The organism is Gemmatimonadaceae bacterium (assembly GCA_030647905.1).
In the GTDB taxonomy this organism is placed as follows: domain Bacteria; phylum Gemmatimonadota; class Gemmatimonadetes; order Gemmatimonadales; family Gemmatimonadaceae; genus UBA4720.
This window is the reverse complement of record JAUSJA010000026.1, coordinates 377,271-389,692: the sequence shown is the minus strand read 5'-3', so window position 1 is coordinate 389,692 and position 12,422 is coordinate 377,271. Positions and strand designations below refer to the sequence as shown.

Annotated in this window: 9 protein-coding genes; 5 read left to right on the top strand and 4 right to left on the bottom strand. The window is 62.0% G+C overall.

All coding sequences use genetic code 11. The annotated features are described in order from the left end of the window. Positions 1–113: 113 nt before the first annotated feature. The 3 genes from Q7S20_08035 to ettA all read right to left on the bottom strand — a co-directional run bounded on the left by Q7S20_08035 (position 114) and on the right by ettA (position 4,533). The gene (locus Q7S20_08035) at positions 114–1,397 is read right to left on the bottom strand and encodes a response regulator (GenBank protein ID MDO8501778.1); all 1,284 of its coding nucleotides are present in this window, start codon (positions 1,395–1,397) and stop codon (positions 114–116) included. 93 nt (positions 1,398–1,490) lie between these two features. Then, positions 1,491–2,439 (bottom strand): IS630 family transposase gene (locus Q7S20_08030; GenBank protein MDO8501777.1). Its coding sequence is split into 2 segments (ribosomal slippage): positions 1,491–2,108 and positions 2,110–2,439, totalling 948 coding nucleotides; the frame shifts between segments, so codons are not numbered across the junction. Between the two features lie 417 nt (positions 2,440–2,856). Beyond that, positions 2,857–4,533 (bottom strand): energy-dependent translational throttle protein EttA, encoded by a 1,677-nt coding sequence (ettA, locus tag Q7S20_08025; GenBank protein ID MDO8501776.1) that lies wholly within the window; start codon positions 4,531–4,533, stop codon positions 2,857–2,859. Positions 4,534–4,762: 229 nt separating this feature from the next. Between ettA and Q7S20_08020 the strand changes: the two genes are divergently transcribed. The 4 genes from Q7S20_08020 (at position 4,763) to dcp (ending at position 10,385) form a co-directional block, all read left to right on the top strand. Beyond that, a complete protein-coding gene (locus Q7S20_08020) occupies positions 4,763–5,359 on the top strand; it encodes a hypothetical protein (protein ID MDO8501775.1) in 597 nt (198 codons plus the stop codon). A 39-nt stretch (positions 5,360–5,398) separates the two neighbouring features. Then, on the top strand, positions 5,399–5,602 hold the full coding sequence (locus tag Q7S20_08015; protein ID MDO8501774.1) for a hypothetical protein: 204 nt from the start codon (positions 5,399–5,401) through the stop codon (positions 5,600–5,602). Positions 5,603–5,763: 161 nt separating this feature from the next. Beyond that, positions 5,764–8,139: an oligopeptide transporter, OPT family gene (locus Q7S20_08010; protein MDO8501773.1), complete on the top strand. Its 2,376-nt coding sequence runs from the start codon at positions 5,764–5,766 to the stop codon at positions 8,137–8,139. A gap of 71 nt (positions 8,140–8,210) precedes the next feature. Then, positions 8,211–10,385 (top strand): peptidyl-dipeptidase Dcp, encoded by a 2,175-nt coding sequence (dcp, locus tag Q7S20_08005; GenBank protein ID MDO8501772.1) that lies wholly within the window; start codon positions 8,211–8,213, stop codon positions 10,383–10,385. Positions 10,386–10,460: 75 nt separating this feature from the next. On the opposite strand, the gene Q7S20_08000 is transcribed toward dcp, so the two are convergent. Continuing rightward, on the bottom strand, positions 10,461–11,534 hold the full coding sequence (locus tag Q7S20_08000) for a hypothetical protein (protein ID MDO8501771.1): 1,074 nt from the start codon (positions 11,532–11,534) through the stop codon (positions 10,461–10,463). Positions 11,535–11,671: 137 nt separating this feature from the next. Between Q7S20_08000 and Q7S20_07995 the strand changes: the two genes are divergently transcribed. Then, on the top strand, positions 11,672–12,391 hold the full coding sequence (locus tag Q7S20_07995; protein ID MDO8501770.1) for a hypothetical protein: 720 nt from the start codon (positions 11,672–11,674) through the stop codon (positions 12,389–12,391). The last annotated feature ends 31 nt before the right edge of the window (positions 12,392–12,422 follow it).

Genomic DNA, 12,422 nt, shown 5'->3' with positions numbered 1-12,422 from the left:
CCGTATCAAGGCAGGCAATGTCGAGCGCGACGAAAGGTCTTCGCCATGGCGCGACCGCCCAACGATTCCACGCGACCGCCAGGCGCACCTCCTCCTCAGTGCCCACCCGCGCCCTACGCCCCGTCCAGCGCCTCGCGCACCTTGGCGGTCAGTGTCGCCAGGCTGAACGGTTTCGCGATGAAGCGGTCCGCGTCCTCTGGCTGGCCCTCTCCCGCGCGGCCGTGCACCGGGTGCCCGGAGGGGTACCCGGACATGAAGAGATGCTTGAGGTACGGGTGGGACGACCGCAGCGCCACGACCAGATCGTAGCCACTCATCTCGGGCATCTGCACGTCGGTCAGCAATAGCGCAATGGCGTCGCCATGCTCCTGCGCCAGGAGAATCGCGTCGCGCGGGTGGTCGGCCGCGAGCACGGTGTAGCCCTGCAGCTCGAGCGCCTGGACGGTCATGCGACGCACCGCAGGTTCGTCCTCCACCACCAGAATGGTCTCCTGGCCCCGCAAATGGGGTGCGGCCGGGTCCGGCGCCCGTGACACCGCCAAGGCCGCCGTGCACCGGGGGAGATAGACGCTGAACGTCGTGCCTTCACCCAGCACACTCGCCACCGCAATGAAACCACCACTCTGCTTGACGGCACCGTACACCGAAGCCAGCCCAAGGCCGGTGCCTTCGCCGACGCCCTTGGTCGTGTAGAACGGCTCAAAGACTTGCGCCATCATGTCACGGCTCATGCCGCCGCCGCTGTCGGTGACGGTGAGCTGGACGAAATCCCCCGGCACCGCTTCGGGGGCCGTCTCGCGCAGCACCGCGCACTGCGTCGCATCCACCACGCGGTTCGCGGTGGCGATGACCAGCGTTCCCGCGCCCCCGATGGCATCGCGCGCGTTGAGGCAGAGGTTGGTCAGGATCTGATCCACCTGGCCGGCGTCCATGATGACCGGCCACAGGTCGCCGGCCGGTGTCCAGATGAACTGCACCTGCGCGCCGATCAGCCGCCGCAGCATCGTGAGCGAGTGCGCCGCGGTGGCGTTGATGTCAAGCACCTGCGGCTGAATGACTTGCTTGCGCGCGAAGGTGAGGAGCTGCTGCGTGATCTGGGCGGATCGCGTGGCCGCCTTGTGAATCTCCGTCAAGTCCTGGCGGAGCGGCGGCGGCGCGTCCGCGCGCAACAGGGCCAGCTCGGCGTAGCCGAGGATCACCGCCTGCATGTTGTTGTAGTCATGGGCCACGCCGCCCGCCAGGCGGCCCACGGACTCCATCTTCTGGGCCTGCTGCAGTTGCGCCTCGAGATAGACCCTTGCTGCCTCCGCGTTCCTGCGTGCGGTAACGTCGGTGGAGACAATCATGATCTGACGAATCTTGCGGCCCGGGCTCAGCGCAGCGATGCGCGTGCGCATCCATATCCCGTCTCCGATCGCGTGTTCGATCTCCTGCACCTCGCCGGTCTCGAAGCAACGATCGATGAGCTGTCTAGAGCACTTTTGAGTTACTCATGCGTTGTATCCTGAGGAGGCGAAGTAGTTCTGACATTCAGCGGGCGTGAAGGCGCTGAGGAGTCGTCCGATTTCCTCCCAGAGTGAATCGACCGTGCGCTTGGCCGCCTTGCGCAGCAGGGCTTTGAGTTTGGCGAACACTTGCTCGATGGGATTCAAATCCGGGGAGTAGGGCGGCAAGTAGGGCGGCAAGTAGCGCAGCGTGGCGCCCCGTGCCTCGATGGCCTCCTGAACCCCGGCCACCTTGTGGCAGGACAGATTGTCGGCGATGACGAGGTCGCCCGGCTTCAGTGTCGGCCCCAAGCATTGCTGCACATAGGCCAGAAAGGCCGGCCCATCCATTGGCCCGTCCAGCACCATCGGCGCGGTGATGTCGTTGTAGCGCAGGCCGGCAATGAACGTCGTAGCCTTCCAGTGTCCGTGCGGGACGGCGGCGATACAGCGTTCGCCTTGGGGAGCCCGCCCCCGGGCGCGCGTCATGTTCGTGCTGGTGCCGGTCTCATCCAAGAAGACCAGCGTCGCGATGTCCAGCGCGGGCTGCGTCTCAATCCAGGCGCGCCGCGCCGCCTGCACGTCGTCGCGCTCTTGCTCGCTGGCGTGTAGAGTTTTTTTTATAGGTGAGCTTCCAGTGATCGAGCTGATGCCACAGCGCGGACGGCTGAATCGTCACGCCCTGGTCCGCCAGCCGCTCGCAGAGTTGCGCCAACGTCAGATCCGCCTCCGCCTTGATCCACGCCCGAAGCTGCGGCTCCAAGCCCGCCACTCGGGACCGCCGATACCCGCCGACCGGCCGACTCTCGCGTTCGCCGTGCACCCGATGCCGGCGTTTCACCTCATCCACCCACCGCACGCTGACTTCAAAGCGCCGCGCCGTGGCCGTCACCCCGTCCCCGCGATCCAACGCTCGGAGCACCCGATCACGCAAATCTTGCGAATACGCCGCCATACACGCCCCCCCCTGCAATATGAGTACAGGGAGTATACACACAACGTACGATTAAATCAAAAATGTTCTAGACTCTGAACACCTCAATCACCTTCACGACGATTCTCCCCTTCTTCGGCTTGTCGAACGGGCGAGACTTCTGTCGAGGGGTGCATCCCCGCGTACGCGGGGGAGACCTATTTTAAGCCTTTGATAGAGAGGCTTAACGCCAATTGGACAGCCAGATTAGACAGCAAACTGCAGAAAACACGACGAACCCTCGCTGTCTCATCTGCACTCGCCCTCCGGGTTCATCGCCAACTCGCTTGTCAGAAAACGACATACGCTGGGTACTAATCAACGCTCGAGGATTTAAACAGCGACGCTTCGCTGTCTAATCCCGTTGACCTCTAGAAACTCGCCGAGCAATCAGACAACCTACCCCCGCACCAGCGCCCTGTACTTGATCCGGTGCGGCTGGTCCGCATCCGCCCCCTTCCGCTTCTTCAGGTCCTCGATATACGCCTGGTAATTCCCTTCGAACCAGACAACCTCCGAATCCCCTTCAAACGCCAGGATATGCGTAGCAATACGATCCAGGAACCACCGATCGTGCGTTATTACCACCGCACATCCTGAAAAGTCCAACAGGGCGTCTTCCAAAGCTCGCAAAGTATCTACATCTAGATCGTTCGTAGGCTCATCGAGCAGCAATAGATTGCCCCCGCTCTTCAGCAGCTTCGCGAGATGCAGACGATTCCTCTCACCACCCGAGAGATTCGCGACCTTCTTCTGCTGATCCGCCCCCTTGAAGCCTAAGCTCGACAGATACCCGCGCGTATTGATCTCGCGCTTCCCCACCTGGATCATGTCCTGCCCGCCGCTCACTTCGTCGTACACGGTCTTCGATCCATCTAGCTCACGCCCCTGATCCACATACGCGAGATGCACGGTCTCACCGATCTTCAGTGACCCTGCATCCGGCTTCTCCTCGCCGACGATCATCCTGAACAGCGTCGTCTTTCCCGCACCATTCGGCCCGATCACTCCGACGATACCACCGCGCGGCAGCGAAAACGACAGCGAATCGAACAGCACCTTGTCGCCGTACGCTTTCGCCAAACCGTCAGCAATCACCACGTCATTTCCGAGCCGCGGAGCAGGCGGAATCACGATCTCGTTCTGCGCGATCCGCTCTTCCTGTTTCTCACTCACCAGCTCTTCATACTTCTGAAGCCTTGCCTTGCTCTTCGACTGCCGCGCACGCGGTGACATTCTCACCCACTCCAGCTCGTGCTCGAGAGTGCGCTGCCGAGCCGAAGCCTGCTTCTCCTCGGTAGCCAGCCGATTCTTCTTCTGCTCGAGCCACGACGTGTAGTTCCCCTCCCACGGAATCCCGTACCCGCGGTCGAGCTCGAGAATCCACTTCGCCACGTTGTCCAGAAAGTACCGGTCGTGTGTGACAGCCACGACGGTTCCCGGAAACTCGGCCAGATACCTCTCGAGCCACGCCACCGACTCAGCGTCGAGGTGGTTGGTAGGCTCATCCAAAAGCAGCATTTCCGGCTCTGCCAACAGCGTGCGACACAACGCGACACGACGCATCTCGCCACCGGAGAGATTCGTCACTTCCGCCTCCGCCGGCGGCAGTCGCAGCGCATCCATCGCGATCTCGATCTTCCTATCGAGCTCCCAAAGATTCGCCGCGTCGATCTTCTCCTGAACTCGCCCTTGGCGATCCAGCAGCTTCTCCATCTCACCATCCGACATCGGCTCGGCGAACTTCATCGAGATCTCCTCGAACTGCTTGAGTAGATCCCGCTGCGCCTTTACCGCTTCCTCGACGTTTTCCTGAACATTCTTGGAAGGATCGAGCTCCGGAACCTGCGACAAGTACCCGACCCGCGTCCCCTCGTGCGCCCACGCCTCACCCTGAAAATCGTGATCGACTCCGGCCATGATGCGCAGTAATGTCGACTTTCCCGCGCCATTGCCGCCGAGTACGCCGATTTTCGCGCCGGGATAAAAAGAGAGCCAGATACCACGCAGAATCTCCCGCGACGGCGGGACAACCTTGCGCAGATCCTTCATTACATAGATGAACTGTGGTGCCACTGCCTGTTGCCTCTATGTGGTATGAGTGACGGCCTGAGCCGACTCCAAAGATAAAACGCCAAGGTGGCCTCGGCCGTTACTCGAACCCATATTCGGGCGGCCTCAGACGACACAGCCTACCCTGACCACGAGCAAGCGACTTCCCGACACACCCACGATCGACCCGCCGCAGCTCCCATTCACTGCGGCGGAGCAACGGCTCATTCATCGCCTGCGCACACCGGCCGTGGTGCAGCGCTGGCTGAACGACCTTCCATACAACACGGAGCCCGCTGGCGACACCATGCGCGGATTTCGCGGCGTCGTTCGCACCCGCACCGTTCACTGCCTCGAAGCCGCGCTCTTCGCCGCCACCACCCTCGAGCAGCACAGGTATCCTCCACTCATACTCGGCTTCGAATCCATTGATCTGCTCGATCACGTCATCTTCGTCTATCGCACTCGACAAGGCTGGGGATCCGTAGCCCGCTCACGCGATCCCGGACTGCACGGACGCAAGCCGGTCTTCGCGACGCCACGCGCTCTCGCACTCAGTTACGCCGAGGGCTACGTGGACCACTCGGGCCGCATCAAGGGCTACGCGGTCCTCGATCTCCGCGTGCTCGACCCGTACGACTGGCGACTGTCCGACAGGAATCTCTGGAAAGTCGAGCAGCTTCTGCGCGACTGGCCCCATCGCCCCATCATTTCCTCCGACAAGCTCTTCCGCGTGAGACACCGGCGATATCGCGAGTTCGTCCGAAAGAACGGCTACAAGCCGTGGAAATACTTCAGGGGACGCGAGCGCTGGACTCCTCTCCCGCTGGAGTTCAGACGACGCGGATGACCTTGGCTCGCCGTCCCGTGGCGGACTAGATTTCCGAATATGCGACTGCCAAATCCTCTATCAGCTCTCGGGCAGAAGCTCGAGCCATCCCGCCGGCAGAAACTCGAGAAGGCCATCGCGGTCACCGCCGGTACCGCCGCTGCGGTCTGGGTAGTCCTTCGCCTGAAACGCGAGCTTTACGGACCAGGCGGAACGAAGATGTCACGCTACGATCGCGAGGTGGACAAAGTCTGGGATCGCTGAGGTCAGTGCACCGCGGTATTCCCTGATTTCGCCCCACTACCTCCCATCCCGTACATTACTCCCGCCCAGCGGTAAGCTTTCTGCAATTCTGACCCGATGCACGCGCGTCACCGTGGCGCGCCCCGCAATAGAACCGCTCACAAGCCACGAGGTGTGATCGAATGGGTGTCCCCCCTCAGGAATATCCGGATAGAATAGACTTCAAGCCCGAAGGTCCGCCCCAGTTCACGCCGTACATCGCCGCCACAACGGCCCTGCGCGAGCTGACGCCGCTCCCGGTAATCGTCGGCGCCATACTCGGTCTCATCTTCGGCGCGTCGTCGCTCTACCTGGTCCTCAAGGTCGGCCTCACGGTCAGCGCCTCGATTCCCGTCGCGGTCATCTCGATAACGCTCTTCCGCCTGTTCTCCAAGATGGGCGCGCGCGACGCGACGATCCTCGAGCACAACATCGTGCAGACCGCCGGTTCGGCCGGAGAATCCATCGCGTTCGGCGTCGGCGTCACGATGCCCGCCATCCTCATACTCGGATTCGACCTCGAGATCACGCGCGTGATGCTCGTCGCGATCCTCGGCGGACTCCTCGGAATCCTGATGATGATTCCGCTGCGCCGCGCGCTCATTGTTGCGCAGCATGGAGTTCTCAAATATCCCGAAGGCACTGCTTGCGCCGAAGTCCTCAAGGCCGGCGCTTCGGCGGAGTCTCGCGCCGCAGCGTCGGAAGCCGCGAGAAAAGATCAGGAAAAGCTCGGCAGCAGCACCAGCGCCAAGACGATCTTCACCGGCTTCGGACTGGCGCTGGCCTACAAGACCTTCATGGTGGCCTTCCGCGGATGGAAGGAAGTGCCGGAAAAGATATTCGGCGCTCCGTTCAGGGCCGCGTCCCTCTCCGCCGAGATATCTCCTGAGCTCCTGGGTGTGGGCTACATCATCGGACCGCGTATCGCGGCAATCATGTGCGCCGGAGGCGTCCTCGCGTACCTGGTGCTCATTCCGATGATCAGCTTCTTCGGCCAGGGCCTGACGGTGCCGCTGGCGCCGGAGACGACGACACTGATCAAGGACATGAACCCGGGCGCTATCCGCAACGCCTACGTCCTCTACATCGGCGCAGGCGCAGTGGCCGCCGGCGGAATCATCAGCGTGTTCCGCTCTCTGCCCATCATCTGGCACGGCATCAGAGGTGGCGTCGCCGATTTCAACGCCTCCAAGGCCGCGGGTGCTCCCGCCACGGTGCGCACGGATCGCGATCTCCCCATGCGCGCCGTTCTCATCGGCATCGTCGCGCTCGTCGTCGCAATCGCGTTCGCCAGCCCGCTCTACATCGGCGGCACGTCCATTGTCACACGGATCGCTGCTGCCTTCCTGATCATCATCTTCGGATTTCTCTTCGTCACCGTCTCCTCCCGTCTCACGGGTGAGATCGGTTCGTCGTCGAATCCGATCTCGGGGATGACGGTCGCGACACTGCTCCTCACTTGCCTCACCTTCGTCATACTTGGCTGGACGGGTAGCAACTACTTCGTTACGGCGCTTTCGATCGGCGCCATCGTCTGCATCGCCGCATCCAACGGCGGGACGACTTCGCAGGATCTGAAGACGGGATACCTCATCGGTGCGACTCCGAGCTCGCAACAAATCGCGATTCTCGTCGGCGCTCTCGTCTCCGCGCTCGCGCTCGGTCCGATCCTCCTCAAACTGAACGCGGCTGGTTCGGTATACGTTCCCGTCGGCACGACAATCAACGGCATCTCTGCGGGCACCGTAAAGCCGGGCGAAAAAGCCGACGTCTCCGGGCTCAGCAGGCGCGAGGGAATCGAAGGCGTCCTGGCCAGTGGTACCGCGGACAGCAGGCACTATCTCGTGTGGCACCGCCAGGATCCGTCGGGCGGCAATGCCGAGAAATACCTCGTGGACGACAACGGGACGCCGGTTTACTTCGTGGACCGCGGCATCAACGGAACGATCCGTACGCTTCCCAACGGACAGCAAGTTCCCAAGTTCGACGCGCCGAAAGCGACGCTCATGTCCTACATCATCAAGGGCATACTCGGCGGGAAGCTTCCGTGGGCGCTGGTGCTGCTCGGAACGATGATCGCGATAGTGCTCGAGATGTCGGGCATTCCATCACTCGCGTTCGCGGTTGGCGTCTATCTGCCGCTCTCGTCGTCAGCACCGATTTTGTTTGGCGGGCTGATACGCTGGGCCGTGGACAAGTGGATTGCCCGCAAGCACGCCGGCAGCAACCTGACCGGGGATCAGTTGATCGCCGAGGGCGACAAGAGTCCCGGTGTGCTGATGGCGTCGGGGTACATCGCCGGCGGCGCCATCGCGGGCATTTTCATCGCGTTCCTCGCGGGAGTGCCGTCAATGGCGGGTTTCAACCAGCGCATTGATGCCTTCGGCGAAGCCAATCCGTTCCGCACTGGGCCGTCGTCGGATCTGCTCTCGCTGATCCCGTTCGTGCTGATGATGATCATCCTTTACCTCACCGGACGGGAGAAGCTTCTCGTGCCACGGCCGGGTTCCAGCGGCTGATCGGGCGTCCCTCTTCGCGGGGCGTGGCGTTCACTATCTGGAAGTCTGCAATCACCCTGAGGAAAAACTGCATGTTCAGCTCCCGTGCCTTTTGCCTGACTGCCGTCGTCATGACGGGGCTCGCCGCGTGCGCGCCAGCTACTCAGCAGGCACCCGCAACATTGCCGGTCGCCGCGGCAACGACGCTGCCGGCCTCCAACCCCTTCGCCACGCCCAGCGCTCTTCCGTACCAGGCGCCCGACTTCAGCAGGATCCACGACACGGATTATCAGCCCGCGCTCGAGGCGGGAATGAGCCAGCAACTGGCGGAGATCGGCATGATCGCCGCGCAGACGGCTCCGCCAACGTTCGAGAATACTATCGTCGCCATGGAGCGTTCGGGTGCACTGCTCACGCGTGTATCGAAGGTCTTCGGCGCAATCACGCAGGCGAACACCAACAACACTTTTCAGAAGATCCAGAAAGGGGAGGCGCCCAAGCTCGCCGCGCATACCGACGCGATCTTCCTCAACGACCGGCTCTATCAGCGCGTGAAGAGCATCTACGACCGCCGCGACGCTCTTGGGCTAAACCCCGAGCAGAAGGCGCTCGTCGAGCTGTACAACCGCAACTTCGTGCGTGCCGGAGCGCAGCTTCCGGAAGCGGATAAATCACAGTTGCGCGCGCTCAACCTCGAGGAGTCAAAGCTCACGACGGAGTTCCAGAACCGGCTTCTCGCCGCAACCAAGGCGGGAGCTTTGGTGATAGACGATGTGGCGCAGCTCGATGGAATGAGCGAAGGCGAGATCGCGGCCACCGCCGCGGCGGCGAAGCAGCGCGGTCTCACCGGCAAATGGGTGATTCCACTCCAGAATACGACTCAGCACCCGGCCCAGGCGTCGCTCACGAACCGCGCGGTTCGTGAGCGGCTGTTCATCGCTTCGACCACCCGTGCCGAGCACTCCGATTCCAACGACACGCGTAATCTGGTGAAGCGTCTCGCGCAGCTGCGCGCCGACAAAGCGAAGCTGCTCGGCTTCCCGAACTTTTCAGCGTACGCGCTCGACAATCAGACGGCGAAGACTCCGGCGAACGCCACCAAGCTCCTCACCGATCTCGTGCCCGCGGCCATGGCCAGGGCACGCTCCGAGATCGTCCAGATGCAGGCGCTCATCGATCGCCAGAACGGTGGATTCAAGCTCGCGCCCTGGGACTGGCAGTATTACGCCGAGCAGGTGAGAAAGGCGCAGTACGCGCTGGACGAGTCGCAGATCAAACCGTACCTCGAGCTCGATCATGTGCTGCGCGATGGATTGTTCTTCGCCGCCAACAAGCTCTATGGGCTGACGTTCAGGGAGCGCAAGGACATTCCCGTGTATCATCCCGACGTTCGTATCTTCGAGGTGTTCGACGCCGACGGCAGGCCACTGGCCCTGTTCTATGCCGATTACTTCAAACGTGACGAGAAGAGCGGCGGGGCGTGGATGGACAACTTCGTGGACCAGTCCGGCATCGGTGGAACGAAGCCCGTCATCTTCAACGTCGCGAACTTCACTAAGCCGGCGGTGGGACAGCCGACGCTGCTGTCGTTCAGCGACGTGACGACAATGTTCCACGAGTTCGGACACGCGCTGCACGGCATGCTGTCGAACACGCAGTACCCGTCCGTGTCGGGCACCAACACCCCGCGCGACTTCGTGGAGTTCCCGTCGCAGTTCAATGAGCACTGGGCGCTCGATCCAGCCGTGTTCGCGAGCTACGCGAAGCATTACAGCACCGGGCAGCCGATGCCGCAGGAGCTCGTGGACAAGATCAGAAAGGCACGCACGTTCAATCAGGGCTTTGGCACGACAGAATATCTCGCGGCGTCGCTTCTGGACATCGCCTGGCACACGCTGCCGCCGGGCTCGCCGCAGCAGGACATTGACGCATTCGAGGCGGCTGCTCTCAAGCGGTATGATGTAGCGATGCCGGAGATTCCGCCGCGCTATCGCACGACGTACTTCTCCCACATCTGGCCGGGCGGCTACGCGTCGAGCTATTACGCGTACCTGTGGAGCGAGGTGCTGGATCACGACGCCTATGCGTGGTTCGTCGAGAACGGCGGGCTCTCGCGCGCCAACGGCCAGCGCCTCCGCGACATGATCCTCTCGCGCGGAGGCACGCAGGACGCGGCCGCGCTCTACCGCGCGTTCAGAGGACACGATCCGAGCGTCGAGTATCTCATCCAGGAGCGCGGCCTGAAGGAGATACCGCCGGCGAAGTAATGAGACAAAATCGCGGTATGGGCGCGTGACTCAGCGCCCATACCGCGATGACTTCGGGGTGAAACGGCGGCTCGTCTACTGCCAGTCCGCTATGAACAGGTTCGTCTCGCCAGGCTTGTCGTCGTTCCGGTTCGAGGCCCACACGAGCCGCTTCCCGTCCGGACTGAACATCGGAAATCCGTCGAAAGCCTGGTCGAACGTGATCTGTTCGAGATTGCTTCCATTGGTATCCACCATGTAGATGTCGAAATTCCCGCTTCTCGGGTTCTTGTAGTTGGACGAGAAAACGATCCGTCGTCCGTCGGGCGTCCACGAAGGACCGAAGTTGGCGCCGCCGAGCTTAGTGATCTGCCGTTGATTGGAGCCGTCGGCGTTCATCACGAACAATTCCACCTTGGCCGGGCGCACCAGCCGCTGATCCAGCAGATCGCGATACGCTTTGAGCTCGACCGAATCTGTCGGATGGTTTGCCCTGTACACGATCTGCTTTCCGTCCGGCGACCACCAGGCTCCGCCATCGTAACCAAGGGTGTGCGTGAGGCGACGTACGTCGCTCCCATCCGTATTCATCGTGTAGATCTCAAGATCGCCGTCCTTGAGCGACGTGAACACGATTCGTTTTCCATCGGGAGACAGCACGCCTTCCGCCGTGTACACGTCGTAGTGCGTGATGCGGCGGAGATCGCTCCCGTCCCTGTTCACAGTGTAGATGTCGTACCGGTCCAGCGGCCACACGTACCCTTTCGATGGATCGGGACGTGGAGGACACGCCGAGTCGTGCGCGCTGGTGGAGGCGAAGAAGAGGCGCTTGTCACCGGGGAAGAACCAGCCGCACGCCGTTTTTCCGCGTCCGTCCGAAATGCGATGAACCTCGGTGCCGTCTGGCCGCATCACGTATTGCTGGTCGCACGTGCGTCCCTCGCGTGTGCTCTGCAGCGTCAACCACTGACCGTCATGGCTGAAGTACGCCTCGGCGTTTTCGCCTCCGAAAGTGATCTGGCGAACCACGCGGAAGTGCCGTTCGTCGGCGAGGGGCGTGACGGCGCGGGAATGTTCGGCGGCCGGCCTGGCGATCGTCTGCGGGCCCGGAGTGCAGCCGGTTACGAGCAGAAAGACGGCAATGAAACGAAGCAGGGGAAAGTATCGCATCAGAGGAAAATACACCCCCGTCCCGCGCCTGGCATCGGTTTACTCTGTAATACAAAGTACTTGACACAATTCTGAATCCCGCGCTATTATCACGGTGAAGTCACTGGATCGGTTCAACTCTTGTCCGGAGCATGGCGATGGGTCCTCTCATCGGTGGCGGCAACGCGATTCTGCTTCTTCTCACGTTCATGGCGCTCGGCGGCGCAATTCTGATCGCCTTCATCACCGCCCGAAGACAAAAGCCGAATATCACCAGAGCTTTTCTCGGGGGCGCTGCGATCCTCGCGATTGCCTATTGCGGTGGAGTGATCGCAGCGTCAGCGGCCAGCACCGAGAAGATCGTGGCGCCCGGGGATACGAAATGGTTCTGCGGCTTCTATCTCGATTGCCATCTCGGGATGTCGGTCGAGCGGACCGAGAATGTCACCGCACTGCCTGACGCCAGAGGTCCCGTCAAGACCGCGGGATCGTTCTACGTGCTCACCCTCCGGCTTCACAACAGCGCGCGGAATCCGAAGGTGGACATGTTGCTCTACCTCCCTGATGTCCGTGTCGTGGATGTACGCGGCCATGAGTACACGCGCTCTGCCGCCGGGGAAACGGCTCTCGCGGGAAGCGCACGCCCCGAGCCGCTTGGCACCGAGACGAGAGTGACGCATCAGCCGGTTGACGCCACCGTTGTTTTCGACCTGCCCGTGAACATACAACAACCCAGGTTAAAGGTGTCCGAGGGCTGGGTCGTGGACCGCGTCATCGAGCTCGGCCTGATAGACGACGAGAACAGTATCTTCCACAAACGCACTCTCTTCGCGCTCGATGAATCAGCGGATCCTACGGCGCTGGGCGAAGCGCGGTAGCCGCACTTGCCAACATTCGCCCGCTAGTGGC